Genomic DNA, 26,435 nt, shown 5'->3' with positions numbered 1-26,435 from the left:
GATCGTCAATGACAGTCGTCAGCGAATTCTCGTCGGTAGGCTGCGGTCGTGGCCGATATCGTCCCGACCGGCATGTCCGAGTACGAGCGCAAGGCCTGGGAAGCGCTGCTTGACGCGGCCACCGGCGCCGAGCGATCCGGCCGGTTCGAAAGCCTGAGCCAGGGCATCACCGGACGGGCCAAAGCGGTGGCCGCCCAAGCCCGCTCCACGGTCGAGCAGATCCCGGGCGCCAGCGCCGCTATCGGCGCGCTCGACGACATGACCGCCAAGGCCATGGAGACCCTGTATGTCGTCCTGGTCGAGCGGGGACTCAATTCGGTGAAGCCGGCCGACGTGTTTGCGATGTTCGCCGATGAGGGCGTGGCGGTGGCGTCCTACGACGAGATGAAAGAACTCGACTTGAGACACTGCGACTGTTCGGTGCCGCGCCGCAAGGAGCGCTACATCGCGCTGGCGGTGGCCGAAGGCGCGGCGTCGTCGCTGGCGGTGACGGGCGCGACGGTGTCGAGCACGGTCACCGGCGGAACCACACTGCCGGTCGCGGCCTCGGCGGTGGTCGCCGACGTGACCGCCGTGATGGTCGGGATGGGTCGCATCGTGGCACTGGTTGCCGCGCACTACGGTTACGACGTCCGCGAGCCGGGCGAGCAGGCCTTCGCCTCCGGCGTGATCGCCTATTCGGCCGCCGGCAACTCCGCGGAGAAGGCCGCGGCGCTGTCGTCGCTCTCGCGGTTGACCCAGCAGATGATGCGCCGTGCGACCTGGCGGCAGCTCCGGCAACACCAGACGGCCAGCGTGGTGCAGCAAATGTTCACGGCATTGGGATTTAGGCTCACGAAACGGAAACTGGCGCAGGCGGTTCCGATCTTGGGTGCGGTCGTCAACGGCGGGCTCAACGCCCGCATCGCCCATCGGACGTTCGAGCGGTCCCAGCAGGCCTATCGGCTACGTTTTCTCACCGAGAAACATGACCTGGACGCCGGTCAGTGGGCGCCGGTGGTGGTGGCGGACGGTGTCATCGACATCCCGTTGATCGATGAGGTGCTCGATGCGGAGCTCGGTTCGGAACCCGGGGGCGCCGAGGGCGTTACCGACTAGGTCAGGGTTTCAGGGCACAGTTCGTGCTGGGCGATGTCGATCACCGGGCGCAGGTTGACTGTCAGGTCATCGACCATCGAGGGTCCCCCGAACGAGGGCCGGCGCGGGAACGTGGCGATGATCTGTTCGGGAGTTTCGCCGCTGCGCAACTGGTTGCAGAACCGGTGTCCCGCCGACAGTCGTGCGTTCGGTGGACCGGACCGGAAGACGCCGTTGGCGTCGAGGGCGGCGATATAGCTGGCATCGTCGGCGTGGGCCGGCGCGCTGCCGAGCAGCGCCATGGACGCGGCACCGGCGAGTGCGGCAGTGCGCAGAATCCAACTCATACCGGCGATGCTACGTCGGAGGGCTCGAAAAGACGTTGACTCTGCGTTCACGGCGGAAAAGTGCGAGTGCACCCCGCCGTGAACGCAGAGTCAACGAGAACTAAATCAGGCCGAGCGCGGTCATCGCGTCGGCAACCTGGATGAAGCCGGCGATGTTGGCGCCGACCACGTAGTTGCCGGGGGCGCCGTATTCGTCGGCGGTCACCAGGCAGCGGTGGTGGATGCTCTGCATGATCGCGGCCAGCCGCTGCTCGGTGTACTCGAAGCTCCACGAATCCCGCGAGGCATTCTGCTGCATCTCCAGCGCGCTGGTGGCCACACCACCGGCGTTGGCGGCTTTGCCCGGGGCCACCGTCACCCCGGCGTCGGTGAACAGCTTGACGGCCTCCGGGGTGCACGGCATGTTGGCGCCCTCGGCGACGATCTTGCAGCCGTTGGTGGCCAGCGTGGCGGCGTGGCTGCCGTCGAGCTCGTTCTGGGTGGCCGATGGCACCGCGATCTGGCAGGGCACGTCCCAGATGGAGCCGCCGTTGACGAACTGTGTCGCGCCGCCGCGGGCGCTGGCGTAAGTCTCGATGCGCTCGCGCTTGATCTCTTTGATCTCCTTGAGCAGCTCCAGGTCGATGCCCTTCTCGTCGACGATGTAGCCGGACGAGTCCGAGCAGGCCACCACGGTGCCGCCCAGCTGGTGGATCTTCTCGATGGCGTAGATGGCCACGTTGCCCGAACCCGAGACCACGGCCCGCTTGCCCTCGAAGGAGTCCTTGGCCGTCTTGAGGATCTCGTCGGCGAAGAACACCGCGCCGTAGCCGGTCGCCTCGGTGCGGACCTGTGAACCGCCCCAGGTCAGCCCTTTGCCGGTCAGCACCCCGGACTCGTAGCGGTTGGTGATCCGCTTGTACTGGCCGAACAGGTAGCCGATCTCGCGGCCGCCGACACCGATGTCACCGGCCGGGACGTCGGTGTACTCGCCCAGGTGGCGGTAGAGCTCGGTCATGAATGACTGACAGAACCGCATGATCTCGTTGTCCGAGCGGCCCTTGGGGTCGAAGTCCGACCCGCCCTTGCCGCCGCCGATCGGCAGGCCGGTCAGCGAGTTCTTGAAGATCTGCTCGAAGCCGAGAAACTTGATGATCCCGAGGTACACCGACGGGTGAAACCGCAGCCCGCCCTTATACGGTCCCAGAGCCGAGTTGAACTCCACCCGGAAACCCCGGTTGATCTGCACGTTACCGTTATCGTCGAGCCACGGAACCCGGAAGATGATCTGACGTTCCGGTTCGCACATCCGACGGATGACGGCGCTGTCGACGTAGTCGGGGTGCTTGGCCACCACCGGACCGAGGCTGCTGAGCACCTCGAAGACTGCCTGGTGAAACTCGGCCTCACCGGGGTTGCGCCGCAGCACCTCGTCATAGATGTCGTGCAGCTTCGGATTCAGTTGACTCATGTCTGGTGATCTCTTCCTCGCGTGTCGCTGTCAGCGGGCACAGGCTAGCCGCCTTCCCCGTGAACGCCGAATCCGGTCCGTTCCATCGCTGTAAATCATTACCGGTCCGGTCGTACCGGCTAGCCTTGATTGGCGAACAAAGGCGGAGTAATCCATGGTGATGTCGCGGCGAGACCGGGTGACTGAGGCGCTGCCCACCACCGAACTCGCCGCGATAGAGATCTTCGCCGGATGCACTGACGCCGACCTGAGGCCGCTCGCGGCCATTCTACAACCGCTGCAGGCCAAGCCCGGTACCGAGCTGATGCGGCAGGGCGAGCGGGCCGTGTCGTTCCTGCTGATCTCGTCGGGCTCAGCCCAGGTCAAACACCTCGGGGACGACGGAGCGGTGGTGGTCAACGAGGTCTCGGCCGGGATGGTGGTCGGGGAGATCGCCCTGCTGCGCAAGGGCCGCCGCACCGCGACGGTCACCACCTCGACGCCGTTGACCGGCTGGATCGGCGATGAGCACGCCTTCGACGAGATGGCGCAGATCCCGGAGGTGATGGACCGGCTGGTGCGCACCGCGCGCCAACGGCTGGCCGCCTACATCGACGCCGTGCCGATCCGGGCCCGCGACGGCACGCAGCTGTTGCTGCGGCCGGTGTTGCCCGGCGACAGTGCGCGCACCGCCCAGGCCCATGTCGAGTTCTCCAGCGAGACGCTCTACCGCCGGTTCATGTCCACCCGTACCCCGAACCCGGCGCTCATGCACTACTTGTTCGAGGTCGACTACGTCGATCACTTCGTCTGGGTGGTCACCGAGCTGGACGGCTCATTCGTCGCCGACGCGCGATTCGTCCGGGACACCGAGGACCCGACGGTCGCCGAGATCGCGTTCATCGTCGGTGACAGCTACCAGGGTCGGGGTATCGGCACCTACCTGATGGGGGCGGTGGCGGTGATCGCCCGGTTGGAGGGCATCGAGAAGTTCACCGCACGAGTGCTGTCCGAGAACGCGCCGATGCGCGCCATCCTGGATCACCAGGGCGCTTACTGGGAGCGCGACGACCCCGGCATCGTCACCACCGTGATCGACGTACCCGGTGAGGACCAGCTGCCGTTCGGTAGAGATATTGCCGATCAGATCAAAGAGGTTGGCCGCCAAGCGATCCAGGCCGTGGGGTGACCACCGCCGGCCAGACCCGCCGCGTTGGGTAGATTGGCTGCGATGTTGAACTTTCGCGCGGTGCTGGCAATCGGCGGTGTCGGTTTGCTCGCCGCCTGCAGCTCCGGCCCCGGCGAGGTGACCGCCGACATCGACAAGGTGGCCGACGTCAAGTCCTCCTTCGGTCCGGAGTTCAAGGTCAAGAACATCGCGCGCACCGGGCTTGACCCAAAGTTGCTGGCGGCCAACACCTTGCCCCCGGGCCTGAAGTTCGAACCCGCCGACTGTTCGAGGTTCGCGGTCGGCCAGCAGCTGCCGCAGGGCGTGCAGGGCAACATGGCCGCGGTGGCCGCTGAAGGCAACGGCAACCGCTTCATCACCATCGCCCTGGAGACCTCCGAGCCGGTCGCGTTCAGCGAGCCGGGACGATCCTGCCGCCGGATCGGATTCGCCGGGGACCGGATGCGCGGCCTGGTCGAAACGGTTGAGGCGCCGCGCATCGACGGGGTGCAGACCCTGGGAGTGCACCGGGTGGTCGAGGCGCTCGCCGGCGGCAAGGCCCGCGTCGGGGAGCTCTACAACTACTCGGCCTATTTCGGTCCGTACCAGGTGCTCGTGACCGCCAACCCGCTGGTGGCACCCGACACGCCCGTCGTGCCCGTCGACACCGAACGCGCCCGCGATCTGCTGGTGGCCGCGGTAGCCGCGGTGCGCGGCTAGCGTCCTGACCCGGCGCGAATTAGCGCACGCCGCGCGGGCGGAACTGGATGCTGATCCGCGGGCCGGTCGGTGTGGCCGTCTTGGGGATCGAATGCTCCCAGGTCCGCTGGCATGAGCCGCCCATCACCAGCAGGTCACCGTGGCGCTGCGACAACCGCAGCGCGACACCGCCTCCGCGGGGGCGCAGCGCAAACGTCCGGGTGGCGCCGACACTGACGATCGCGACCATGGTGTCCTGGTTGGCGCCGCGGCCGAGGGTGTCGCCGTGCCAGGCCACGCTGTCGCCGCCGTCGCGGTACAGGCACAGCCCCACCATGGTGAACGGCTCGCCGAGTTCTCCGGCGTAGATGTCGTTGAGCCGCCGGCGCAGCCGGGCGATCACGGGGTGCGGCGCCTCCTCGACGGCCAGGTCGTGGAAGCTGACCAGCCTGGGGACGTCGAGCACCCGGTCATACATCCGGCGGCGCTCGGCCCGCCAGGGGATGACGGAGCGCAGCTCGCCGATCAGCTCGGCGCCGTCGGACAGCCAGTTGGAACGAACATCGAGCCAGGCGCCGTCGCCCAGCTGCCGGCGTTCGCTCAGCTCGAACAGCGACTCCTGTACCGGTACCGCCACGACACCCAGTTTATCGCACACCAGTTCGATTCGTCGAGACCGCGCCGGCGGGCGCGAACCACTACGACCAGCTGGGCAGCCAGATCTCCATGTTCCAGGTGGCCGGCGAGATCGGCACGCCGGTCAATATCGGGTAGAGCCAGGCGAAGTTCGTCAGCACCAGCGCGACGTAACAACAGACCGCGAGCAGCCCGAGGGTCTGGCGCTCTTCGCTGCGGTGGCGACCCTCATCGACGATGTCGAGGCAGATCAACGCGAGCAGCACCGCCAGAAACGGCGCCATCGGCACGGCGTAGAAGAAGTACATCTGCCGGTCGATGTCGGCGAACCACGGCAGCCAGCCGGCGCAGTAGCCGACCAGCGCAGCGGCGTAGCGCCAGTCATGGCGCACCAGTGTTCGCCAGATCGCATAGGCCAGCACCGGCACAGCGAGCCACCACATCGCCGGTGTGCCCACCATCATCACCGCCTTGACGCAGGACTGGGCGCCGCAGCCGGGAACGTCGTGCTGGTCGATCGCATAGAGCACCGGGCGCAGCGACATCGGCCAGGCCCACGGCTTGGACTCCCACGGGTGATGGTTGCCGGCGGCGTTCGTCAGGCCGGCGTGGAAGTGATACGCCTGATAGGTGTAGTGCCACAGCGAGCGCAGCGCGTCGGGCACCGGGAACCGGCTCTCCAGCCCGATCGACTGGCCCTCCTCGTGGCGGTCCACACCGGTCTCGGAGGCGAACCACGCCCCGTACGACGCCAGATACACCCCGAACGGGATGACTGCCATGGCGTACCCGGTGGGGAAGAGGTCGCGGCGCAGCGTTCCCAGCCAGGGCCGGCGCACCCGGTACTGCCGGCGAGCGGCGATGTCGAACGCCAGGGACATCGCCGCGAAGAACACCACGAAATACAGCCCGGACCATTTGGTGGCGCAGGCCAGTCCGAGAAGTACCCCGGCGCCGAAGCGCCACCAGCGCACCCCGAGCCGGGGTCCCCACGGCGTTGCGCCGCAACGGCCGTCGGTCAGCACGGTGTGCATCCGCATCCGCACCTGGTCGCGGTCGACGATCAGCGCGCCGAACGCCGCCACCACGAAGAAGGTCAGGAAGCCGTCCAGCAGCGCGGTGCGTGCCGCGACGAAGCTGACCCCGTCGCCGACCAGCAACAGCCCGGCGATCCCGCCGGCCAGGGTCGAGCGGGTCATCCGGCGCACGATCCGCACCAGCAGCGCGATCGCCAGCACGCCGAGCAGCGCACTGGTGACGCGCCAGCCCAGCCCGTTGTAGCCGAACAGTGCTTCGCCGATCGCGATCAGCTGCTTGCCGACCGGCGGGTGGACCACCAGGCCGTAGCCGGGGTTGTCCTCCACCCCGTGGTTGTGCAGCATCTGCCAGGCCTGCGGCGCGTAGTGCTTCTCGTCGAAGATCGGGGTGCCCGCGTCGGTCGGTGTGTACAGGTTCGAGAACCGGGTCACCGCCGCCAGCATGGTGACGGCCGCGGTCACCGCCCAGCCACGGGCGCGGTCGGTCGGCCCGAAATCGGCCACCGGCACCAGCAGTCCCGGGCTGATCACCGGAGCGGTGCGCTCGGCCGCGGCCGCGGGCACGGTGGCGGTCGGGGCGCTCATCTGCACGATCGTAGGCTGTGCGCCATGGCCGATGGTCGATTGCTGCTGGGCGCCACCCCGCTGGGTCAGCCCGCCGACGCGTCGCCCCGGCTGGTCGCGGCACTGGCCACCGCCGACGTGGTGGCCGCCGAGGACACCCGGCGGGTGCGGCTGCTGGCCAAGGCGCTCGAGGTGCAGATCACCGGCAAGGTGGTCAGCCTGTTCGACGCCAACGAGGCGGCCCGGGTGCCCGCGCTGCTGGCCGAGATCGAGTCCGGCGCCACCGTGCTGGTCGTCAGCGACGCCGGGATGCCGCTGATCAGCGACCCGGGTTACCGCCTGGTGGTCGCCTGCGCGGAGGCCGGCCTGCCGGTGAGCTGCCTGCCCGGCCCCTCCGCGGTGACCACCGCGCTGGCCGTCTCGGGGCTGGCCTCGGACAAATTCTGCTTCGAGGGCTTCGTGCCGCGGAAGGCCGCGGCCCGCCGGGCCTGGCTGGCGACGCTGGCCGGCGAACGGCGCACGTGTGTGTTCTTCGAATCGCCGCGCCGGCTGGCCGACTGCCTACGTGACGCGGTCGACGAGCTCGGTGCCGACCGGCGGGCCGTGGTGTGCCGGGAGCTGACCAAGACCCACGAGGAGGTGCGGCGCGGCACGCTGGCCGAGCTGGCCGACTGGGCCGCCGAGGGCGTGCTGGGGGAGATCACCGTGGTGCTGGCCGGGGCGACCCCGCGCGTCGACCTGCCGGCGTTGGTGGCCGAGGTCGACCGGCTGACCGCCGAGGGCATGCGGGTCAAAGACGCTTGCGCACAGGTGATCGCGAACCTGCCCGGTGCGGTGTCGCGGCGCGAGCTCTATGACGCCGTGCTGCGTTCGCGGGAGTGAGGGTCAGCCGAACGGGCAGGAACCCGCCCGCTGCTCGGGGACCGCGAACGTCTCCAGGCCGTAGCGGTCGTAGAAGTCGGCGAGCCAGGAGTTCTGCCGCTGCAGGCGTTGGGCCGCCCGGTCGAGGCGGGCCCGGGCGCGAGCGGTGCCGTCGAGGCGTTCGCGCAGTGCGTCAAGACGTAGCCGGTTGTAGTGGATGGGTTCGAGCAGCAGCCGGTCGGGAAGCAGGTGCCAGGCCAACTGGAGCAGCCGCGAGTAGACGGCGAATTCCCAGTGGTGGCGACGTTTGAGTTCGAACCCGATCAGCGCCAGCACATCCGGGTGCATGGTCTTGGCGGAGCAGACCTGGACAACGTGCCCCAGCAGTGGCCGCACCACCAGCCACGGTGGGGTGAGTGCCGGGCGAAGCCACCGGGGCAGCAGCAGGGCGGGCAGCGGCAGCCGGGTCAGCGTGCTGAACTGGTCGCGGAGAAACCCGTTGCCGGCCAACGCGGTTGCCACGGTGTCCTCGTAGTAGGTGTTGAACGCCTCGAAGGTCTCCGGCAGCCGGCCGCGCTTGCTGGGCAGTTCCAGGTCGGCGAACAGGTGGCGCAGGTATTGATAACCCGCCTCGCTTTCGGCGGGCCGCAACGTGGTTCCGCTGCACACCGGGTACGACACGATGATCGCGTGCACCGCACTGGCGATGATCCACAGCCACAGGTCGGGGTCCAGTGCGCTGTAGCGGATCCCGTCGTATTCGCCGACTCCGGCGCCGCGCACGCTGCGGTGCTGGTCGATCAGCCATTGGGCGTGCTTCTTGCGCTGCTCGGCGCCGGCGAGTATCGCCTGTCCGCTGAAGGCGCTGCGCAGCGCGCGGTCGGTGAAGTTGTCGCGGAATCGGCCGGTGCGATCCACCGAGGCCGCGATCGGCAGCATCGCCACCTCGTCGAAGAGGACCCCACCGAACACCCCGTTCAGCACGCTGCCCAGATGTTTGCGGAAATCCGCCATGACCCGGGGGCGCAACCCCTCACCGCGCAGCAGGGACAGGCCGTCATCGTCTGTCGGGCCGGTTGTTTGGGCCGCGGGCAGCCGGCGATCCACGGGGGACAACAGTTCCGGCACGACAACCTCCTGATGTTAGTAAGTTATTGAAACGCTAACATCATCACGCCCGGAGGGAAAGCTTCGCTGTGGAAAGATCGGCTCATGCCTGTCGATCAGACCGGCGAGCGCATCTTGGACGCCGCCCTGCAGGCGATCCTCGATTTCGGTGTACGCCGGGCCTCCGTCGAGGAGATCGCCCGCCGAGCGGGCGTGTCACACATGACCGTGTACCGGCGCTGGCCGACCAAGAAGGAGCTGCTGGCCGCCGTGCTCAGCCGGGTGGCCGACTCGATCTTCGCTGCCGTCGATGCGGAGGTGGCGGCGCTCGAGGGCTACGAAGACCGGTTCGTGGCCGGCTTCACCGGAATCTACTGGCGGGTCTGCACCCATCCGATGCTGAGCCGCACCCTGGAAACCGATCCCGAAGCCGTGCTGCCCGCACTGACCACCGGCGCCGGACCGGCATTGGAACTTGCCACCGGCTATCTCGCCGGGCACATCGCCGAAACCGCCCGGCGTAACGGCGTCACCGTCGAAGACCCGCAGGGGCTCGCGGAGATCTTCGTGCGCCTGACCCACTCGTTGGTGCTCACCCAGCGGGTCGGCGCACCGCTCAAGAGTCGTGCCGACACCGAACGTTATGCGCGCCAACATCTTTTGCCGCTGGCCCTGGCGGCGGTCCGCCCGGCCGGCACCGACACCAGGTGACGCCGATCGCTGCGAGTTCTACGACGCTATGACGCCGTGCTGCGTTGCCCGGACCGGTCGGCGGCCACGATCGACGCGGCCTTGTGTAGGCATTCCTGCCATTCGGCGTCGACGTCGGAGTCCGCGGTGATCCCGCCGCCGACTCCGAGCACTGCACCTCCGGCGGCGTCGAACTCCACGGTGCGGATCGCCACATTGAGTTCGCATCCGGCCACCGGTGATGCCAAACCCACGGTGCCGCAGTAGATTCCGCGCCGGTGCGGTTCCCATTGGGTGAGCAGCTGCCGGGCCCGGAGTTTGGGTGTGCCCGTGACCGACGCGGGTGGGAACGCCGCATCCAGCAGGGCCGCCATGCCCAGCCGCGGCGGCACCCGGGCCGACACCGTCGACACCAGATGCCACACTCCCGGCGCGGGCCGCACCGCCAGCAACTCGGGAACGCCGACGGTACCGGTGATCGCCACCCGGCCCAGGTCGTTGCGCACCAGGTCCACGATCATGATGTTCTCCGCGACGTCCTTGGCCGACGCGCGCAACGCCGACGGGCGGGCGTCGGACGGCAGGGTGCCCTTGATCGGGCTCGACGTCACGACCTCGCCGCGGCGGCGCAGGAACAGTTCCGGGGACAACGAGGCCACCGCACCCCAGTCCCCGGCGAGGTAGGCCGCACGCGCCGGCCCGGTGCGCGCCACCGCGTCGGCGAAGAAGTCCAGGGGGGCGCCGGTGACGGTTCCGGTGAAGCGGGTGCACACGCAGGCCTGATACACCTCACCGGACCGGATGGCCTCCAGGCAGGCCAGCACCCCGGCCCGGTGCGCCCGCCGGTCCGGGGTCTTCCAGTAGATGCGGCACCCGCGGGCCGGGGCCGGAGTCGTCAGTGCCTCGGCCAGCCAGCTCGGCATCGGCGCGCCGGACAGGCTCTCGAACCACCACTGCCCGTCGTCGTCCTGACGCAGCACGCAGTCGGTCCAGCCCCCGGCCGCCTGGGGAATCCGGGAAGCCCGGCCGTCGGCGCCGGGATCGGGGTAGGACAGATAGCCGATCCAGCCGCCGCCCACCGCGCCGGCCCGGGCACCCGGAGCCGGCACAAGCCCGCAGTCGAACACCTCGCCGGGACGGACCGACTCGACGGCCACGCTGGGCGCGATCACCGCCCGGGCGTCGAACCATTCGCCGGTCAGTGCGGCCGGCGGCGGCAGCCCGCACCTGCCGGCGGCGTCGCCGACCGCGCGCAGCACGTCCGGTGCCGCACCCAGGCCGCCGAGCCGTTCGATTCGCACCGCTCTAGCTTGTCAGACGTTTCAGCTGCGGGTGATCTCCCGGGCAGCGGCCACCGCCGCCAGCTTGTCCGGGTTGCGCATCGCGTAGAAGTTGGTGATCAGGCCGTCGACGATCTCGACGGTGAACACGCCCTCCAGGACGTCGGCGCTGTAGAGCAGTACCGCCGGGGCGGAGTTGCAGACTCCGATGTCCACCCGAACACCCGGCATCTGCGCGCCCTGCCGCAACAGCCCGATGACCGTCCGGGCGACCTTGTCGGCTCCGACGACCGGCCGCCGCGCCGCACTGGCCTTGCCGCCGCTGTCGGCGGTCCACACCACATCGGGCGCCAGCATCGACAACACGGCCGAGATGTCGCCGCCGGCGGCCGCGGTCATGAACTGTTCGGTGATGCGGGCGTTCTCGGCCGGGTCCACCGGGGTGAACCGGGGCCGCCGGGCCTGGACGTGGCCCCGGGCCCGATGCGCGACCTGACGCGCCGCGGTGGGCGACTTGTCCACCGCGGCCGCGATCTCGCCGTAGTCGAACCCGAACACCTCGCGCAGCACGAACACCGCCCGCTCCTCGGGGCTGAGCGTCTCCAGCACCACCAGCATCGCCATCGACACCGACTCGGCGAGCACGACGTCGGCCGAGGGATCCTGCTCGTCGAGCAGCAGCGGCTCGGGCAGCCATGGGCCGACGTATTCCTCCCGGCGCCGGGCACCCGCCCGCAGTGCGTTGAGTGCCTGGCGGGTGACCAGCTGGGCCAGATAAGCCTTGGTGTCGTGCACCCCCGCCAGATCCACTTCCGCCCACCGCAGGTAGCTGTCCTGCAGCACATCGTCGGATTCGGTTGCCGAGCCGAGGATCTCGTAGGCGATGGTGAACAGCAGCGGCCGTAACTCGGTGAACCGATCGGCGTGTTCGCTTCTCACACCGCAGCCCCCCGTTCCGCTTGTTCCTGTGCGATCCGGGCCGCCCGGGTGCCGCCCTTCATCCAACGGTACGAGCCCGGCTTGGTCGCCTCATCGCGAATCCACTTCACCGTGTACTTGCAGATCGACTCCTTGACCACGGCGCCGAGCCGGCCGCCGACGAACGCCTTGATCGGGGTGTCGTCGCGGCGGGACAACTGCACGGTCGCCGCATCGCGGCCCACGCTGATGCACTGGGCGGCGAACGCCTGATCCACTGCGACCGGTGAGGTGCCGGCGATGCGGGCCAACACGGTGTTGGCGGCTTGGGCGCCCAACGGCAGTGCGGCCTGGCAGCTCATCCGCAACGGCTGGCCCGCGGGCGCGACCGCATCCCCGGCCGCCATGATCCACGGGTTGTCGACACTGGTCAGGGTCTCGTCGGTGAGCAGCCGGCCCAACGCGTCGGTGGCCAGTCCACTGGCCGCGGCCAGATCCGGCACGCCGAAGCCCGCCGTCCAGACCGTCACCGCGCTGGGCAGCACGGTGCCGTCGCGCAGCACCAGCGCGTCGGCCCGCACTTCGGCGACGACCGCCGCCTCGCGCACGTCGACACCCAGCTTGCGCAGTGCCTTGGCCACCGAGCGCCGGCCCGCCGCGTGCAGGGACGGCCCCAGCACTTCGCCGCAGACCAGGGTCACCGGCCGCCCCTGTCCGGCCAGTTCGGAGGCCGCCTCGATTCCGGTCAGTCCACCACCCACCACGGTTACCGAGGCGTCCGGTGCCAGCTCGCCGAGCCGGGTCAGCAGCCGGGCCGCGGACTCGAATTCGCCGATGGAATAAGCGAATTCGGCGGCGCCGGGAACGGCCGGGGTGATCGCGCCGGTGCTGCCCACCGCGTAGATGAGGTAGTCGTAGCGCAGCACGGTGCCCGAGGCCAGGTGGATGCGCCGATCGGCGGCGTCGATCCGGGTGGCGGAGTCGACCAGCAGCCGGACTCCGTCGCCCAGCAGTTCGGGGTAGTCGATGGTGGCCGTCCCGGTGCCGGCGACGTACTGGTGCAGCCGGATCCGCTCGACGAAGGCCGGGCGCGGGTTGACCAGGGTGATGTCGACGTCCGGGTGCTGGCGCAGCCGGTTGGCTGCCAGGGTGCCGGCGTAGCCGCCGCCGACGATGACGACCTGGATGCGGGTCATGAGGTGCTCCTGTCTCTCGGGTTATGCCCTCAAGACACCGCGGACCGCCCGTCTGTGACAGATTGTGAGCTGGTTCACCGCCGTACTGTGGGGCCATGGGGTTTGGCGGGCCGGCGCGGATGTTCATCCGGGCGTTCAACGCGGTGACGACGTCGCTGGTCACCGCGCCGCTGCTCGGTCCGCGGTTGGGCCGGCGGCTCACCATGATCAGCTACGTCGGGCGGCGGTCCGGGCAGACCTTCAGTCTTCCGGTGGGTTACTGGCGCAGCGGTGATCAGGTCACCATCGGGGTCGCCCTGCCCGATGCGAAGACCTGGTGGCGCAACTTCTCCGGGGACGGCGCGGCGTTGAAGATCCGGCTCGACGGAGCCGACCGGTCCGGGCACGCCGTCGCAGAACGCGACGAGCAGGGCCGGGTGAAGGTTCTCGTACGGCTGGACCCGCAGTAGGCAGGTCCGCGGGCCTCACGGCTGGTAGCGCGGGAACACCCCGGACGGGGCCGGCAGTGTCCGGCCCGGCGCCAGCCGCCCGGCTACGGCGGTGAACATCCGCTGCTCGCTCGGCTGACCCAGCAGGTCCAGCAGCTTGCCCGCCGATTCGGGCATCACCGGCTGCACCAGCAGCGCCGCGATGCGCACCACCTCGAGCGTGGTGTACAAAACGGTGCCGAAGCGGGCCCGATCCGCCGCGGATTCGCTCTTGGCCAGCTTCCAGGGTTCGTGGGCGGAGAAATACCGGTTGGCCGCGCCCAGCATCAGCCAGATCGCCTCCAGCCCCAGGTGCATGGCCTGGGTGCCGAATGCCGCCCGCACCTTCTCCAGCAACCCGTCGGCCAGCGCGAGCAGTTCCTCGTCGTCTCCGGTCGGCGCGACCGGCTCGGGCACCACCCCGTCGAGGTTCTTGGCCACCATCGACAGCGACCGCTGCGCCAGGTTACCCAGCTCGTTGGCCAAATCGGCGTTGACCCGGCTGATCATCGCCTCTTCGGAAATACTGCCGTCCTGGCCGAACGGGATTTCCCGCAGCAGGAAATAGCGCACCTGGTCGACACCGAACTTCTCGACGAACTCGGCCGGGTCGATGACGTTGCCCACCGACTTGCTCATCTTCTCGCCGCTGTTGAGCAGGAAACCGTGCGCGAAAACCTTGCGCGGCAGCTCGATTCCGGCCGACATCAGAAACGCCGGCCAGTACACGGTATGGAATCGGATGATGTCCTTGCCGATCATGTGTAGATCGGCCGGCCAGTACCGGCGGAAGGACTCGGAGTCGGTGTCGGGGTAGCCGACCCCGGTCAGATAGTTGGTCAGGGCGTCCACCCAGACGTACATCACGTGGTCGGGGTGGCCGGGCACCGGCACACCCCAGTCGAACGAGGTGCGGGAGATCGACAGGTCGCGCAGCCCGCCGGAGACGAAGCTGACCACCTCATTGCGGCGCACCTCGGGGGCGATGAAACCCGGGTTGGCCTCATAGTGCGCCAGCAACCGGTCGGTGTAGGCCGACAGCCGGAAGAAGTAGGTCTGCTCCTCGGTCCAGGTCACCGGCGCCCCGGTTTCGGCCGCCACCCGCGTACCGTCGTCGAGCGCCCGGGTCTCGCCCTCGGTGAAGAACCGCTCGTCGCGCACCGAGTACCAGCCCGAGTAGGCGTCCAGGTAGATGTCCCCGGCGTCGACCATGCGTTGCCAGATCGCCTTGGAGGCCTCCAGGTGATCGGGGTCGGTGGTGCGGATGAACCGGTCGAAGGAGATGTTGAGCTTACGCTGCAGACGCTCGAACACATCGGAGTTGCGCCGGGCCAGTTCCGCGGTCGGAATACCTTCGGCGGCGGCGGTTTCGGCCATCTTCAGCCCGTGCTCGTCGGTGCCGGTCAGATACCGCACGTCGAACCCGTCGAGCCGGTGGAACCGGGCGATCGCGTCGGTGGCGATGTACTCGTAGGCGTGGCCGATGTGCGGGTCACCGTTGGGGTAGGTGATCGCGGTGGTGACGTAGAAGGGCTGCATCGTGCTCATCGCTCCCCACCCTATGGTGTGCGGGTGAGCTCGAAACGATCAGCCAAAACTCCACCGCCCGCGCCGGAGCCGCTGAGTCCGCTGGTCGACGCGCACACCCACCTGGATGCCTGCGGCGCCGACGACGACTCCACGCTGCGCGCGATCATGGACCGGGCCGCCGCCGCCGGGGTGCAGGCCGTGGTGACCGTTGCCGATGACCTGGATTCGGCGCGCTGGGTGACCCGGGCCGCCGACGCCGACGAGCGGGTCTATGCCGCGGTGGCTCTGCACCCCACCCGCGCCGATGCCCTGACCGGCGACGCCCGCACCGAGATCGAAGCGCTGGTCGCCCACCCGCGGGTGGTGGCGGTCGGCGAGACCGGGCTGGACCTGTACTGGCCGGGCCGCCTGGAGGGCTGCGCCGACCCGCGCACCCAGCGCGAGGCCTTCGCCTGGCACATCGACCTGGCCAAACGCACCGGCAAGCCGCTGATGATCCACAACCGCGACGCCGACGCCGCGATACTGGACGTGTTGCGCGCCGAGGGCGCTCCCGAGACGGTGATCTTCCACTGTTTCTCGTCGGGCCCCGAGATGGCTCACACCTGCGTCGACGCCGGCTGGATGCTGAGCCTGTCCGGCACAGTCAGCTTCAAAAACGCCCGTGACCTGCGGGAAGCCGTTCCGTCGATCCCGGCCGAGCAGTTGCTGGTGGAGACCGACGCCCCGTTTCTGACCCCGCACCCCTACCGTGGCGCACCCAACGAGCCGTACTGCCTGCCATACACTGTGCGTGCGCTGGCCGAGCTGCTGGGGGTGTCGGCAGCCGAACTGGCGCAGGTCACGAGCCGCAACGCCCGTCGGGTGTACGACTTGCCGTGAAACGTCGAGCTGGTCACATTCGGTTGCCCCACGCTGGTGGGTTCGTTACCGTCTCGTTATCAAACACGGGACACCGCAAGGGTCCCTTTGTCGTGTCGTGAGGTCGTTTTCTTGAACACTTTGACCAGGCTGCATCAGGCCCCCTCGCCGATGCTGCGGATGCTGGTCGGCGCGTTGCTGTTGGTGCTGGTCTTCGCCGGCGGTTTCGCGGTCGCCAGTTCCAAGACGGTGACGCTGGATGTCGACGGCACCCCGGTGACCGTGACCACGATGCGGTCGCGGGTGATCGACGTCGTCGCCGAGAACGGGTTCGACATCGGCGAACGCGACGACGTGACCCCCGCGGCGGACGCCCGGGTGCACGACGCCGACACGATCGTGGTGCGTCGCAGCCGGCCGCTGCAGCTGTCACTGGACGGCCGCGAGCCCAAGCAGGTGTGGACGACGGCGCTGTCGGTCGACGAGGCGCTGGCGCAACTGTCGATGACCGACACCGCCCCGGCAGCGGCGTCCCGCGGCAGCCGGGTGCCGCTGGCGGGCATGGCGCTGCCGGTGCTGAGCGCCAAGAACGTCCGGATCGACGACGGCGGTGCCGTGCGCAACGTGCGGCTGGCCGCCCGGAACGTCGCCGAACTGCTGGCCGCCGACGGGGCCCCGCTGGAACAGGCCGACAAGGTCAGCCCGCCGGCCTCGACGCCTGTCACCGAGGGCATGGCGATCCAGGTGACCCGTATCCGGGTCAAGCAGGTCACCGAGCGGGTGCCGCTGCCCCCGACCGCGCGGCGCGTCGAAGATCCGACGATGAACATGAGCCGGCAGGTCGTCGAGGACCCGGGCACCCCGGGCACCCAGGACGTGACCTACTCGGTGGCCACCGTCGACGGCGCCGAGACCGGCCGGCTGCCGGTGTCCAACGCGGTGGTGACCCCGGCCCGTGACTCGGTGCTGCGGGTCGGCGCCAAGCCGGGCACCGAGGTGCCGCCGTCGGTCCACGGCGCGGCGTGGGACCGCATCGCCAACTGCGAGTCCCACGGAAACTGGGCGATCAACACCGGCAACGGCTTCTACGGCGGGGTGCAGTTCGACTACGGCACCTGGATCGCCAACGGCGGGCTCAAGTACGCCCCGCGCGCGGATATGGCCACCCGCGAGGAGCAGATCGCGATCGCCGAGGTCACCCAGGCCCGGCAGGGCTGGGGCGCCTGGCCGGTGTGCAGCGGGAGACGCTGACCATCGGGCTACTCGGGGCCGGCGACATCAGAGCCCTGGCCTCAGAACTGGACCTGCGGCCCCGCAAAGCCTTGGGGCAGAACTTCGTTCATGACGCCAACACCGTGCGCCGGATCGTCGCCGGTGCCGGAATCACCCCCGCCGATCATGTCCTGGAAGTCGGTCCCGGACTGGGATCGCTGACCTTGGCCCTGCTCGAGCATGGGCCTACGGTCATCGCCGTGGAGAAGGATCCGGTACTGGCCGGCCGGCTCCCGGCGACCGTCGCCGAGCACGCACCCGCCGATGCCGACCGCTTGGCGGTGCTGGGCCGCGATGTCTTGACCGTGCGCCGCGACGAGGTGGCCCCCGAGCCGACGGCGGTGGTGGCGAACCTGCCCTACAACGTCGCCGTCCCGGCCCTGCTGCACCTGCTGGCCGAATTCGCCTCCATCCGCACCGTGATGGTCATGGTGCAGTTGGAGGTGGCCGAGCGGCTGGCCGCCGAGCCGGGCGGCAAGGACTACGGGGTGCCCAGCGCCAAGGCACGGTTCTTCGGCGAGGTGCGCCGTTGCGGCACCGTTCCGCCGAGCGTGTTCTGGCCGGTGCCGCGGGTGAACTCCGGACTGGTGCGCATCGACCGGTACGACACCGCGCCGTGGCCGGTCGACGACGCGTTTCGCCGGCAGGTCTTCGCGCTGATCGACCTGGCGTTCGCCCAGCGCCGCAAGACCCTCCGCAACGCCTTTGCCGACTGGGCGGGATCGGGCGAACAGGCCGCCGAGCGGCTGGAGGCGGCCGGTATCGACCCGGCGCGACGCGGTGAGACCCTGTCGATCGCCGACTTCGTGCGCCTGCTTCAGGTCTCGCATCAGGCCGGCGGTTCAGCGAGCCTCGACGGAGGAGAGGCGAAGCTGGGACCGCCGCATCAGCCGAGCGGTTCAGCGAGCACCCGGGACAGCTGTTCGACGAACTCGGTGCAAGAGCCGTAGCGCCGGGCCGGGAATTTCGCCATTGCCCGCTCCACCACCACGTCGAGGGCCCGGGCCGCCGGGCCGAACGCCTCCGAGACCGGCGGTGGCAGCGACCGCAGGTGCGCATCCACCAGCTCGGCCGCGCTCGGCGCGGGGAAGGGCGGCGCCCCGGTGAGTAACTCGACCGCGGTACAGGCCAGCGCGTATTCGTCGGTGGCGGCCGACGGGGCCTTGCCGCACAGGATCTCCGGCGCGGCGTAGGGCAGCGAGACCTCGGGGTTGCCGGCATGTCGGGGCTTTCGGAGTCGCGGCCGGGCGTCCTCGACAACCGCGTGGGCCGAACCGAAATCGGTCAGCACCGCCCCGCTGCGCGGGAAGTCCGCGGGGATCAGGATGTTGGCGGGTTTGACGTCGCTGTGCACGATGCCGCGGCGGTGGGCGTAGTCGAGGGCGTCGGCGATCTGGGCCAGTGCGGTCAATTGGTCCGGCAACGTCTGCAGGCCGGTCGACTTTCCGCCGTCGACGAACTGCATCGCCAGCCAGAACGACCCGAGGCCGTAGACCGTGACGATGTTGGGGTGGTCGAGGACGCGCGCGAACTCGAACTCGCGTTCCAGCCGGGCCTGCTCGACGGGGGTGCGGTGCGATTCGTCGAGGACCTTCAGAGCCACCGGCGGGTCGGGATCGGCCCGCGGTGGGCAGTGATGGGCCAGGTACACGGTGGCATGCCCCCCGCGCCCGACCTCCCGGTCGATCAGGTAGCCGTCGTAGTCCCCGCCGGCCTCACCCATGTTCTCCAGGTTATGGCGGCGGCACCGACTTCGGCGCCCTAGTGCGCCGATACCGGGCAAGCTAAGAAACAGATGATCGAATAGCTAAAAATGGATGACATTTCGCTGACACAGCGCAATAATCATCCGACCGTCATCTTGGGAGGTTCGCTATGACAACGCTGTCCCGGCCTGACCTGCGCACCTGGGGTGCCGTGCCCCTGGCTCTCGCCGGCATCCTCGCGCTCGGGGCGGCGCCCGCGGTGACGCCCGGGGTGACAGCGAGCGCGAAAACCGTGGTGGCCCAGGCGACTTTGCTGGACACCGAGTCGTGGATCATGGGTGGCAGCGGGTTGCCCGTCCCACCGCCGCAGTACCTGGCCGCCCTCACCGATCGGTTCCTGGACCCCGCGACGCCCAAGTTCGCCGGCCAACCGCTGTTCCCGGTGGACGTCACCAACCCGCTGTTCACCCCGGAGGGCCTCTACCCGCTCACCGGCGTGAAGTCGCTGCCCCTGGACACCTCGCTGGCCCAGGGCGTCTCGATTTTGCACCAGAAGATCATGGACGAGACCGCCGCCGGCAATAACCTTGTCGTGCTGGGCTATTCGCAGAGCGGTGTCATCAATGCGATGGAGATCAAGCAGCTGCTGAGCCTGCCCGAGGCCGAGCGGCCGGACGCCGATCAGCTGTCCTTCGTGATGCTGGGCAGCCCCAGCACCCCTGACGGCGGTCTGCTGTCCCGCTTCGACCTGACCAGCATCAACCCGAACCTGCCGGAGCTGACGCTGCCCAGCCTCGGCGTCACCTTCAACGGCGGCACCCCGGCCGACACCCCGTGGGAGACCGCGTTCTACACCCAGGAGTACGACGGCTTCGCCGACTTCCCCAAATACCCGCTGAACTTCATATCGGACCTCAACGCCTTCATGGGCATCATGTACGTGCACGGCACCTACCCGACGCTGACCGACGAGCAGCTGGCGTCGGCCATCGAGCTGCCGGTCAGCGACGACTACACCGGTAACACCCAGTACTTCATGATCCCCACCGAGGACCTGCCGCTACTGCAGCCGTTGCGTGGCAGCGGATTCGGCAACGCGATCGCCGACCTGCTGCAGCCGAGCCTGCGGGTGCTGGTCAACCTCGGCTACGGGGACATCGAGCACGGCTGGTCCCAGGGGCCGGCCGATGTGTCCACCCCGTTCGGCGTGTTCCCGGACGTCAGCCTCCAAGATGTGTTCACCGCCCTGGTCAACGGCGCGCAGCAGGGCTGGACCGACTTCACCGACGACCTGCAGAACCTCTCGTCGAGCAGCGCAGCGGACCTGTTGGGTTTCGGCCTGGGCAGTGCGGATTTCGTCATGCCCAGCCTGACCGACATCGTCAACACGCTCACCAGTGCCAGCGCGACCCTGTACAGCACGCTGCTGCCGACCGCCGACATCCTCAACTCCTTGATCACCACCCTGCCGGCCTACAGCGCGACGTTGTTCGCCCAAGAGTTGGCGTCGGGTGACCTGCTCAACGCGATCGGCCTGCCGCTGGCGGCCACCACCGGGCTGGTCACCATGGCGGCCGGCTTCGAGTTCATGGTGATGAGCAGTGCGCTGAGCTCGATCCAGGCCGACTTCGCCGATCTGTTCGGATAAGGCCCGCACGGATGCACCCGCTAGTCTCATCGGCGTGACCGCATCCGACGGAAATGCCGCCACCGAGTGGTCCCCGACCGGGTCGGTCACCGTGCGGGCGCCGGGAAAGCTCAACCTCCACCTGGCCGTCGGCGACCGTCGCGACGACGGCTACCACGAGCTGACCACCGTTTTCCACGCCGTGTCACTGGTCGACGAGGTGACCGTCCGCGATGCCGACGTGCTGTCGTTGCGGATCGCCGGCGAGGGCGCCGACGTGCTACCCACCGATGAACACAACCTGGCCTGGCGTGCCGCCGAACTGATGGCCGAGCACGTGGGCCGAGCCCCCGACGTGGCGATCTCGATCGACAAATCCATCCCGGTGGCCGGCGGCATGGCCGGCGGCAGTGCCGATGCCGCGGCGGTGCTGGTCGGGATGAACGTGCTCTGGGAGCTGGGCGTGCCGCGCCGCGACCTGCACGCCCTGGCCGCCCGGCTGGGCAGCGACGTGCCGTTCGCCCTGCACGGCGGCACCGCACTGGGCACCGGCCGCGGTGAGGAACTGGCCACGGTGCTGACCCGCGAGACGTTCCACTGGGTGCTGGCCTTCGCCGAGGGCGGCCTGTCCACGCCCGCGGTCTTCGCCGAACTGGACCGGCTGCGCGACACCGGGCGTGCCCTGCCGGAGTTGGGCGAGTCCGAGCCGGTGCTGGCGGCGTTGGCCGCCGGTGATCCGCAGCGGCTGGCCGATCTGCTCGGCAATGACCTGCAGGTGGCGGCGGTCAGCCTCAAACCCGCCTTGCGGCGCACGCTGCGGGCCGGCGTGGAAGCAGGTGCGCTGTCGGGAATCGTGACCGGTTCCGGACCGACGTGTGCGTTCCTGTGCGCCTCGGCCGCGTCGGCTGCCGATGTCGCCGTGGAGCTCGCGGCGGTCGGTGCCGGCCGTGCGGTGCGGGTGGCCAGCGGCCCGGTCTACGGTGCCCGGGTGGTGCCGTCGTCGGTGACCGGAGTGTGACGGCGGCCCCAATCCGCCCCAAGATTTGCCCCTCGATTAAGAGGAGTTTAAGATACTGCGCGGTGACTAGTTGCGGCCAGGAATTCCCTGCCAACCAGATGTATGCCGATCTGGTCGGGCGCACATTACGGTATCGAGATGCAAACGCCACCTATTTGTGCGTGCGCGCCTCTCGCCAAGTGGTCTCCAGCAGGTGGAACATGAAATCTCAGCCCGTTGGCAAAGTACCGGTGCCGGCTAGGAGGCCGTCGTGAGCAGGTTTACCGACAACATGTTCCGCAGCGCACGCGAATCCACCAAGGGCATGGTCACCGGTGAGCCGCACGAACCCGTCCGGCACACCTGGGCCGAGGTCCACGAGCGCGCTCGTCGCATCGCCGGCGGATTGGCCGCGGCCGGCGTCGGCCCGGGTGACGCGGTCGGTGTGCTGGCCGGCGCCCCGGTAGAAATCGCCCCCACCGCGCAGGGCGTCTGGATACGTGCAGCCAGCCTGACGATGCTGCACCAGCCCACTCCGCGCACCGACCTGGCGGTATGGGCAGAAGACACCATGACCGTCGTCGACATGATCGACGCCAAGGCCGTGATCATCTCCGACCCGTTCCTGGCCGCGATGCCGATTCTGCAGGAGAAGGGCCTGAAGGTCCTGACCGTCGCGGAGCTGCTGGCCGCCGACCCGATCGACCCGGTGGAGGCCGGTGAGGACGACCTGGCGCTGATGCAGTTGACGTCCGGATCGACCGGGTCGCCGAAGGCCGTGCAGATCACCCACCGCAACATCTACTCCAACGCCGAGGCGATGTTCATCAGCGCCGAGTACGACGTCGACAAGGACGTCATGGTCAGCTGGCTGCCGTGCTTCCACGACATGGGCATGATCGGCTTCCTGACCGTGCCGATGTACTTCGGCGCCGAGCTGGTCAAGATCACCCCGATGGACTTCCTGCGCGACACCCTGCTGTGGGCCAAGCTGATCGACAAGTACAAGGGCACCATGACCGCCGCCCCGAACTTCGCCTACGCGCTGTTCGCCAAGCGGCTGCGCAAACAGGCCACTCCGGGCCAGTTCGACCTGTCCACGCTGCGGTTCGCGCTCTCGGGCGCCGAGCCGGTCGAGCCCGCCGACGTCGAGGACCTGATCGACGCCGGTAAGCCGTTCGGCTTGAAGCCCGAGGCGATCCTGCCGGCCTACGGCATGGCCGAGACGGTGCTGGCGGTGTCGTTCTCCAAGTGCGGAGCGGGCCTGGTCGTCGACGAGATCGACGCCGACCTGCTCGCCGCGTTGCGCCGCGCGGTGCCGGCCACCAAGGGCAACACCCGGCGGCTGGCATCGCTGGGCCCGCTGCTCAAGGGCATCGAGATCCGGATCGTCGACGAGAACGGCAACGCGTTGCCGGCGCGCGGGGTGGGCGTCATCCAGCTGCGCGGCGAGCCGGTGACCCCGGGGTACCTGACGATGGCGGGCTTCCTGCCGGCGCAGGACGAGCACGGCTGGTATGACACCGGGGACCTGGGCTACCAGATGGAGAACGGCCACGTCGTGGTGTGCGGCCGGGTCAAGGACGTCATCATCATGGCCGGCCGCAACATCTACCCGACCGACATCGAGCGGGCCGCGGGCCGGGTCGAGGGGGTGCGGCCGGGCTGTGCGGTGGCGGTGCGCCTGGACGCCGGGCACTCCCGCGAGACGTTCGCGGTCGCGGTGGAGTCCAACGCCTGGCAGGATCCGGCCGAGGTGCGCCGGATCGAGCACCAGGTGGCGCACGAGGTGGTCACCGAGGTCGACATGCGGCCCCGCAACGTGGTGGTGCTGGGGCCGGGCAGTATCCCCAAGACCCCGTCGGGCAAGTTGCGCCGGGCCAACTCCGTCGCCCTGGTCACCTAGACCCCTCTTTCCGCGAGCAGACACAGAATCGCGTCCCAGCGGGCCGATTCGTGCGAGTCTGTGTCTGCTCGCGGGGGCTAGGCCCAGGCGTGGACGATGTTCTGGGCCGGTTCCAGCCCCAGCTCGATCAGTAGTTCGGTGGCGTCGGCGGCCTGCTCGCAGATGGTCGGCACCTCGTCGCGCTCACGCGCACCGAACGCCTGCAGCACGAACGCCGCGGGATCCTGACGTCCGGGCGGCCGGCCGATTCCCCAGCGGACCCGCTGAAAGTCCTTGCTGCCCAACACGGTTGCGATGGAGCGCAGCCCGTTGTGGCCGCCTTCGCCGCCGCCCTGTTTGAGCCGGATCCGGCCGAAATCCAAGTCGAGATCGTCGTGAATGACCACCATGCCGCTCACCGGCACCGAGTAGAACCTGGCCAGCGGCCCCACCTGGCGGCCCGACTCGTTCATGTAGCAGCGCGGACGGGCCAGTACCACCGCACGTCCGCTCAGCCGTCCGGTGGCCACGTCGGCCCCGGACTTCTTGTGCAGCTTGAACGGCGACCCGATCCGCTCGGCGAGCAGATCGGCGACCATGAAGCCCACGTTGTGCCGGGTGCGGGCGTAGTTCGGCCCGGGGTTGCCCAGGCCGACCACCAGTACCGGCGGCGACTCGGCCACGCCGTGCTCGGCCTACTCCGCCTCGGGAGCCGCGGCCTCGCCGGCCTGCTCGGCGGGGGCCTCCTCCGCTGCTTCGGTCTCGGCCTGCTCCTCGACGACCGGCTCGATCACGTTGACCAGCAGCAGCTCCGGGTCCGAGATCAGGGTCACGCCCTTGGGCAGCTCGAGGCCACCGGCGGTGAACTGGGTGCCGGCTACGGCGCCCTCGATCGAGAGGGTCAGCTGCTCGGGAATCGACAGCGCCTCGGCTTCGATCTCCACCGCGGTGGCGTCCTGGGTGACCAGGGTGCCGGGGAACGGTTCGCCCTCGACGAGGATGTTGACCTCGACGATGACCTTCTCGCCGCGGCGCACCACGATCAGGTCCGCGTGCTGGATGCTGCGACGGATCGGGTGGATGTCCAGCGCCTTGGTCAGCGCCAGCTGCTCGGTGCCTTCGATGTCGAGGGTGAGCACCGCGTTGGCGCCGGAGTGCCGCAGCACGGCCGCGTAGTCGTGGGCATGCAGCTCCAGGTGTTGCGGGTCGGTGCCGTGGCCGTAGAGCACCGCGGGGACCTTGCCCTGGCGGCGGGCCCGGCGGGATGCACCCTTGCCGGTCTCGGAACGCACCGCGGCGGTGAGCTTGTTCGGGGTGGTGGACTTGGCCATCGGTACTCCTGTGGTTGCTTCGGTGTGCATGAGGCACGGCCAGATCGCGACAACCACCTAGGAAGTCCTCGCCGATAACGGCGACCGCAATGGGCCGCCCTCGCCGTGACGCCTGGTCAGGCTAGCGCATCCGCCCCTCAGAGCGGAAATTGCACCCCGGTGAGCTGGGTGGACAGCTCCCACAGCTCGGCGGCGGTGGAGCCGCGCTTGGCCAGCAGGCTGCGGCCCACCGATCCGGTGCGGCCGAGGAAGGCGAACCGCGGCCCGACGTAGGTGTTGCCCGACAGATCCTGCGACGCCGCATAGAGGGTCTGGCGGGCCCCGAAATCAGGGCTGGTGGCAAACAGGCCGTTGCCGATCGTGCGCATCAGCGCATCGCCGACCCGATTGCCGGTGTGACCTTGCAGATTGGTGCTCGAATAGCCCGGGTGGGCGGCCAGCGCGAGCAGCGGCGAGCCGGCCGCCACCAGCCGGCGCTGCAGCTCGCTGGTGAACAGCAGATTGGCCAGCTTGGACTGGCCGTAGGCCAGCCACGCCGAATACCGACGCGATTCCCAGTTCAGGTCCTTGCAGCTGACGTAGCCCATCCGGTGCATGAACGACGACACCGTCACCACCCGGTCGGTGAGTTTGGGCAGCAGCAGGTTGGTCAGCGCGAAGTGGCCCAGATGGTTGGTGCCGATCTGACTCTCGAACCCGTCGACCGTGTTGGCGTACGGCACGGCCATGATCCCGGCGTTGTTGATCAGCACGTCGACACCCGAGGTCTCATCGGCGAACCGCCGCACAGAGGACAGGTCCGCCAGATCCAGGGCGCGCACCGCCACGTCACCGGGCATGCTCGCCGCGGCGGCCTGGCCCTTGGCCGTGTCGCGGACCGCCAAGGTGACGCCGGCCCCCGCCCGGGCCAGCTCACGGGCGGTCACGGCGCCCAATCCGCTGTTGGCGCCCGTGACGATGACGGTGCGGCCGGAGAACGAGGGCAGATCCGCAGCTGTCCAGGAGGTCATGGCTGACACAGTAGTGATCGCCGCGCTGCTCAGTGGCAGTTGTTGGTGTCGATCCAGCGGCCGTTGTAGCCGACGCAGGTCTGCGGCGGGGGAGGTGGTGGTGGGGGCACGTCTTCGGGTAGCGGGGCGTAATAGGCCGGCGGCGGGGTGAGGTCGGTGCATCCGCTGATGTGGATGCGGCGCCCCACTCCGACGCACACGTCGGCGGCTGCGGTGCCCACCGGCGTGATCACCCCGGCGGCGCCCGGCAGCCCGACCAGTGCCAGTGCGGCGGCGGCGCGGATCCGGCTGGGCATCACTGGCCCAGCAGGGGTCGGTCGGCGTCGGGCAGTCCGCAGCGGCTACGGAAGTCGGTGAGGGGGCGGCGCAGGGCGAGTAAGTCGGCGTGGGCCTGCGGGTTGGTGTCGAAGTAGCTGCGGATGGCCTCGGGCACCTCGTCGTCGGGCCGGTTGTTCAGACCGGTGTAGAACTCGTTGACGTCGGGATGGGCGAACAGGTAGCCGGAGGTCGAGGCGGCGACGCCGGCGGCCACATCGGCGAGGTCGGCGGCGGTGCAGCCCGGGGGCGGGTCGGCCATCGCCGCCGACGGGGCCAGCAGGCCCGCGGTGAATACGGTCAGGCCGACACCGCAGAGGCGCGGCAACGTCCGGCGGGTGAGGGCAAAGGCCATGGTAGAACTCCCTTTTCGGTGGCCCGGTGCACGTTAGCAGCCCCGATCGCCGCGTGGGGTCAGTTGGCGC

Annotated in this window: 27 protein-coding genes; 12 read left to right on the top strand and 15 right to left on the bottom strand. The window is 69.2% G+C overall.

Annotated features, from left to right (window positions below; genetic code table 11):
- Positions 1-48 precede the first annotated feature (48 nt).
- The gene (locus tag G6N23_RS15570; protein WP_085262552.1) at positions 49-1,098 is read left to right on the top strand and encodes an EcsC family protein; all 1,050 of its coding nucleotides are present in this window, start codon (positions 49-51) and stop codon (positions 1,096-1,098) included.
- Here the strand turns inward: G6N23_RS15570 and G6N23_RS15565 are convergent.
- Both G6N23_RS15565 and gdhA read right to left on the bottom strand, forming a co-directional pair.
- Positions 1,095-1,424, bottom strand: a complete 330-nt coding sequence (locus tag G6N23_RS15565) for a DUF732 domain-containing protein (RefSeq protein ID WP_085262551.1) — start codon at positions 1,422-1,424, stop codon at positions 1,095-1,097. The genes G6N23_RS15570 and G6N23_RS15565 overlap by 4 nt on opposite strands.
- Before the next feature lie 100 nt (positions 1,425-1,524).
- On the bottom strand, positions 1,525-2,874 hold the full coding sequence (gdhA, locus tag G6N23_RS15560; protein WP_085262550.1) for an NADP-specific glutamate dehydrogenase: 1,350 nt from the start codon (positions 2,872-2,874) through the stop codon (positions 1,525-1,527).
- A gap of 154 nt (positions 2,875-3,028) precedes the next feature.
- On the opposite strand from gdhA, the gene G6N23_RS15555 reads away from it, so the two are divergent.
- Entirely contained in the window at positions 3,029-4,042 is a 1,014-nt protein-coding gene (locus G6N23_RS15555; protein ID WP_085262549.1) for an acetyltransferase Pat, read from the top strand.
- Between the two features lie 42 nt (positions 4,043-4,084).
- Positions 4,085-4,741, top strand: a complete 657-nt coding sequence (locus G6N23_RS15550) for a DUF5642 family protein (RefSeq protein ID WP_085262548.1) — start codon at positions 4,085-4,087, stop codon at positions 4,739-4,741.
- A gap of 19 nt (positions 4,742-4,760) precedes the next feature.
- Here the strand turns inward: G6N23_RS15550 and G6N23_RS15545 are convergent, their stop codons facing one another.
- Both G6N23_RS15545 and G6N23_RS15540 read right to left on the bottom strand, forming a co-directional pair.
- Positions 4,761-5,357 (bottom strand): alpha-ketoglutarate-dependent dioxygenase AlkB, encoded by a 597-nt coding sequence (locus tag G6N23_RS15545; RefSeq protein WP_179961138.1) that lies wholly within the window; start codon positions 5,355-5,357, stop codon positions 4,761-4,763.
- A 61-nt stretch (positions 5,358-5,418) separates the two neighbouring features.
- Positions 5,419-6,978 (bottom strand): dolichyl-phosphate-mannose--protein mannosyltransferase, encoded by a 1,560-nt coding sequence (locus G6N23_RS15540; RefSeq protein ID WP_085262546.1) that lies wholly within the window; start codon positions 6,976-6,978, stop codon positions 5,419-5,421.
- A gap of 24 nt (positions 6,979-7,002) precedes the next feature.
- On the opposite strand from G6N23_RS15540, the gene rsmI reads away from it, so the two are divergent.
- Positions 7,003-7,839, top strand: a complete 837-nt coding sequence (gene rsmI / locus G6N23_RS15535) for a 16S rRNA (cytidine(1402)-2'-O)-methyltransferase (protein WP_085262545.1) — start codon at positions 7,003-7,005, stop codon at positions 7,837-7,839.
- A 3-nt stretch (positions 7,840-7,842) separates the two neighbouring features.
- Here rsmI and G6N23_RS15530 read toward each other — a convergent pair whose 3' ends face one another.
- Positions 7,843-8,832: an oxygenase MpaB family protein gene (locus G6N23_RS15530; protein ID WP_372508936.1), complete on the bottom strand. Its 990-nt coding sequence runs from the start codon at positions 8,830-8,832 to the stop codon at positions 7,843-7,845.
- Between the two features lie 198 nt (positions 8,833-9,030).
- Here G6N23_RS15530 and G6N23_RS15525 point away from each other — a divergent pair, with 198 nt between their 5' ends.
- The gene (locus G6N23_RS15525; RefSeq protein ID WP_085262544.1) at positions 9,031-9,636 is read left to right on the top strand and encodes a TetR/AcrR family transcriptional regulator; all 606 of its coding nucleotides are present in this window, start codon (positions 9,031-9,033) and stop codon (positions 9,634-9,636) included.
- Positions 9,637-9,662: 26 nt separating this feature from the next.
- Here the strand turns inward: G6N23_RS15525 and G6N23_RS15520 are convergent, their stop codons facing one another.
- The 3 genes from G6N23_RS15520 to G6N23_RS15510 are packed head-to-tail and all read right to left on the bottom strand — an operon-like array spanning position 9,663 to position 13,009.
- Positions 9,663-10,916: an aminodeoxychorismate synthase component I gene (locus G6N23_RS15520; RefSeq protein WP_085262543.1), complete on the bottom strand. Its 1,254-nt coding sequence runs from the start codon at positions 10,914-10,916 to the stop codon at positions 9,663-9,665.
- A gap of 21 nt (positions 10,917-10,937) precedes the next feature.
- Positions 10,938-11,834, bottom strand: coding sequence for an RNA polymerase sigma-70 factor (locus G6N23_RS15515; protein ID WP_085262542.1), 897 nt, complete (start codon positions 11,832-11,834; stop codon positions 10,938-10,940).
- On the bottom strand, positions 11,831-13,009 hold the full coding sequence (locus G6N23_RS15510; protein WP_085262541.1) for an NAD(P)/FAD-dependent oxidoreductase: 1,179 nt from the start codon (positions 13,007-13,009) through the stop codon (positions 11,831-11,833). The genes G6N23_RS15515 and G6N23_RS15510 overlap by 4 nt, the downstream gene beginning before the upstream one ends.
- A gap of 95 nt (positions 13,010-13,104) precedes the next feature.
- Between G6N23_RS15510 and G6N23_RS15505 the strand changes: the two genes are divergently transcribed.
- Entirely contained in the window at positions 13,105-13,458 is a 354-nt protein-coding gene (locus tag G6N23_RS15505; RefSeq protein ID WP_085262540.1) for a hypothetical protein, read from the top strand.
- Positions 13,459-13,473: 15 nt separating this feature from the next.
- Here the strand turns inward: G6N23_RS15505 and metG are convergent, their stop codons facing one another.
- Entirely contained in the window at positions 13,474-15,015 is a 1,542-nt protein-coding gene (metG, locus tag G6N23_RS15500) for a methionine--tRNA ligase (RefSeq protein WP_085262648.1), read from the bottom strand.
- Between the two features lie 27 nt (positions 15,016-15,042).
- On the opposite strand from metG, the gene G6N23_RS15495 reads away from it, so the two are divergent.
- From G6N23_RS15495 to rsmA, 3 genes are all read left to right on the top strand, one after another.
- Complete coding sequence (locus G6N23_RS15495) at positions 15,043-15,888, top strand: TatD family hydrolase (protein ID WP_173675007.1); 846 nt, start codon at positions 15,043-15,045, stop codon at positions 15,886-15,888.
- Between the two features lie 111 nt (positions 15,889-15,999).
- Entirely contained in the window at positions 16,000-17,118 is a 1,119-nt protein-coding gene (locus tag G6N23_RS21545) for a resuscitation-promoting factor (RefSeq protein ID WP_085262539.1), read from the top strand.
- Positions 17,100-18,089, top strand: coding sequence for a 16S rRNA (adenine(1518)-N(6)/adenine(1519)-N(6))-dimethyltransferase RsmA (gene rsmA, locus G6N23_RS15485; RefSeq protein ID WP_173674997.1), 990 nt, complete (start codon positions 17,100-17,102; stop codon positions 18,087-18,089). Before G6N23_RS21545 ends, rsmA begins: the two co-directional genes overlap by 19 nt.
- On the opposite strand, the gene G6N23_RS15480 is transcribed toward rsmA, so the two are convergent.
- On the bottom strand, positions 18,026-18,862 hold the full coding sequence (locus tag G6N23_RS15480; protein ID WP_085262538.1) for a serine/threonine-protein kinase: 837 nt from the start codon (positions 18,860-18,862) through the stop codon (positions 18,026-18,028). The two genes, rsmA and G6N23_RS15480, sit on opposite strands and share 64 nt — an antisense overlap.
- 152 nt (positions 18,863-19,014) lie before the next feature.
- Here G6N23_RS15480 and G6N23_RS15475 point away from each other — a divergent pair, with 152 nt between their 5' ends.
- From G6N23_RS15475 to G6N23_RS15465, 3 genes are all read left to right on the top strand, one after another.
- On the top strand, positions 19,015-20,493 hold the full coding sequence (locus tag G6N23_RS15475) for a PE-PPE domain-containing protein (protein ID WP_165758731.1): 1,479 nt from the start codon (positions 19,015-19,017) through the stop codon (positions 20,491-20,493).
- Positions 20,494-20,527: 34 nt separating this feature from the next.
- Complete coding sequence (locus G6N23_RS15470; RefSeq protein WP_085262537.1) at positions 20,528-21,490, top strand: 4-(cytidine 5'-diphospho)-2-C-methyl-D-erythritol kinase; 963 nt, start codon at positions 20,528-20,530, stop codon at positions 21,488-21,490.
- A 250-nt stretch (positions 21,491-21,740) separates the two neighbouring features.
- Complete coding sequence (locus tag G6N23_RS15465; protein ID WP_085262536.1) at positions 21,741-23,375, top strand: fatty acyl-AMP ligase; 1,635 nt, start codon at positions 21,741-21,743, stop codon at positions 23,373-23,375.
- Positions 23,376-23,452: 77 nt separating this feature from the next.
- On the opposite strand, the gene pth is transcribed toward G6N23_RS15465, so the two are convergent.
- From pth to G6N23_RS15440, 5 genes are all read right to left on the bottom strand, one after another.
- Complete coding sequence (pth, locus tag G6N23_RS15460) at positions 23,453-24,037, bottom strand: aminoacyl-tRNA hydrolase (RefSeq protein ID WP_085262535.1); 585 nt, start codon at positions 24,035-24,037, stop codon at positions 23,453-23,455.
- A gap of 12 nt (positions 24,038-24,049) precedes the next feature.
- Positions 24,050-24,685, bottom strand: a complete 636-nt coding sequence (locus tag G6N23_RS15455; protein WP_085262534.1) for a 50S ribosomal protein L25/general stress protein Ctc — start codon at positions 24,683-24,685, stop codon at positions 24,050-24,052.
- 137 nt (positions 24,686-24,822) lie between these two features.
- Positions 24,823-25,695, bottom strand: a complete 873-nt coding sequence (locus G6N23_RS15450; RefSeq protein ID WP_085262533.1) for an oxidoreductase — start codon at positions 25,693-25,695, stop codon at positions 24,823-24,825.
- Between the two features lie 29 nt (positions 25,696-25,724).
- On the bottom strand, positions 25,725-25,991 hold the full coding sequence (locus tag G6N23_RS15445) for a hypothetical protein (RefSeq protein ID WP_085262532.1): 267 nt from the start codon (positions 25,989-25,991) through the stop codon (positions 25,725-25,727).
- The gene (locus G6N23_RS15440) at positions 25,991-26,365 is read right to left on the bottom strand and encodes a heme-binding protein (protein ID WP_085262531.1); all 375 of its coding nucleotides are present in this window, start codon (positions 26,363-26,365) and stop codon (positions 25,991-25,993) included. The genes G6N23_RS15445 and G6N23_RS15440 overlap by 1 nt, the downstream gene beginning before the upstream one ends.
- Positions 26,366-26,435: the final 70 nt, after the last annotated feature.

It is taken from the genome of Mycolicibacter terrae (assembly GCF_010727125.1).
GTDB lineage: Bacteria > Actinomycetota > Actinomycetes > Mycobacteriales > Mycobacteriaceae > Mycobacterium > Mycobacterium terrae.
This window is presented reverse-complemented; position numbering and strand designations above follow the sequence as displayed.

What these genes read in the sequence shown, in the direction of transcription:
- G6N23_RS15565 (WP_085262551.1), bottom strand. Translation starts at nt 1,424, where the DNA reads ATGAGTTGGATTCTGCGCACTGCCGCACTCGCCGGTGCCGCGTCCATG.
- gdhA (WP_085262550.1), bottom strand. Translation starts at nt 2,874, where the DNA reads ATGAGTCAACTGAATCCGAAGCTGCACGACATCTATGACGAGGTGCTG.
- G6N23_RS15555 (WP_085262549.1), top strand. Translation starts at nt 3,029, where the DNA reads ATGGTGATGTCGCGGCGAGACCGGGTGACTGAGGCGCTGCCCACCACC.
- G6N23_RS15550 (WP_085262548.1), top strand. Translation starts at nt 4,085, where the DNA reads ATGTTGAACTTTCGCGCGGTGCTGGCAATCGGCGGTGTCGGTTTGCTC.
- G6N23_RS15540 (WP_085262546.1), bottom strand. Translation starts at nt 6,978, where the DNA reads ATGAGCGCCCCGACCGCCACCGTGCCCGCGGCCGCGGCCGAGCGCACC.
- rsmI (WP_085262545.1), top strand. Translation starts at nt 7,003, where the DNA reads ATGGCCGATGGTCGATTGCTGCTGGGCGCCACCCCGCTGGGTCAGCCC.
- G6N23_RS15530 (WP_372508936.1), bottom strand. Translation starts at nt 8,832, where the DNA reads ATGGCGGATTTCCGCAAACATCTGGGCAGCGTGCTGAACGGGGTGTTC.
- G6N23_RS15525 (WP_085262544.1), top strand. Translation starts at nt 9,031, where the DNA reads ATGCCTGTCGATCAGACCGGCGAGCGCATCTTGGACGCCGCCCTGCAG.
- G6N23_RS15510 (WP_085262541.1), bottom strand. Translation starts at nt 13,009, where the DNA reads ATGACCCGCATCCAGGTCGTCATCGTCGGCGGCGGCTACGCCGGCACC.
- G6N23_RS15505 (WP_085262540.1), top strand. Translation starts at nt 13,105, where the DNA reads ATGGGGTTTGGCGGGCCGGCGCGGATGTTCATCCGGGCGTTCAACGCG.
- metG (WP_085262648.1), bottom strand. Translation starts at nt 15,015, where the DNA reads ATGCAGCCCTTCTACGTCACCACCGCGATCACCTACCCCAACGGTGAC.
- G6N23_RS15480 (WP_085262538.1), bottom strand. Translation starts at nt 18,862, where the DNA reads ATGGGTGAGGCCGGCGGGGACTACGACGGCTACCTGATCGACCGGGAG.
- G6N23_RS15475 (WP_165758731.1), top strand. Translation starts at nt 19,015, where the DNA reads ATGACAACGCTGTCCCGGCCTGACCTGCGCACCTGGGGTGCCGTGCCC.
- G6N23_RS15455 (WP_085262534.1), bottom strand. Translation starts at nt 24,685, where the DNA reads ATGGCCAAGTCCACCACCCCGAACAAGCTCACCGCCGCGGTGCGTTCC.
- G6N23_RS15450 (WP_085262533.1), bottom strand. Translation starts at nt 25,695, where the DNA reads ATGACCTCCTGGACAGCTGCGGATCTGCCCTCGTTCTCCGGCCGCACC.
- G6N23_RS15445 (WP_085262532.1), bottom strand. Translation starts at nt 25,991, where the DNA reads ATGCCCAGCCGGATCCGCGCCGCCGCCGCACTGGCACTGGTCGGGCTG.
- G6N23_RS15440 (WP_085262531.1), bottom strand. Translation starts at nt 26,365, where the DNA reads ATGGCCTTTGCCCTCACCCGCCGGACGTTGCCGCGCCTCTGCGGTGTC.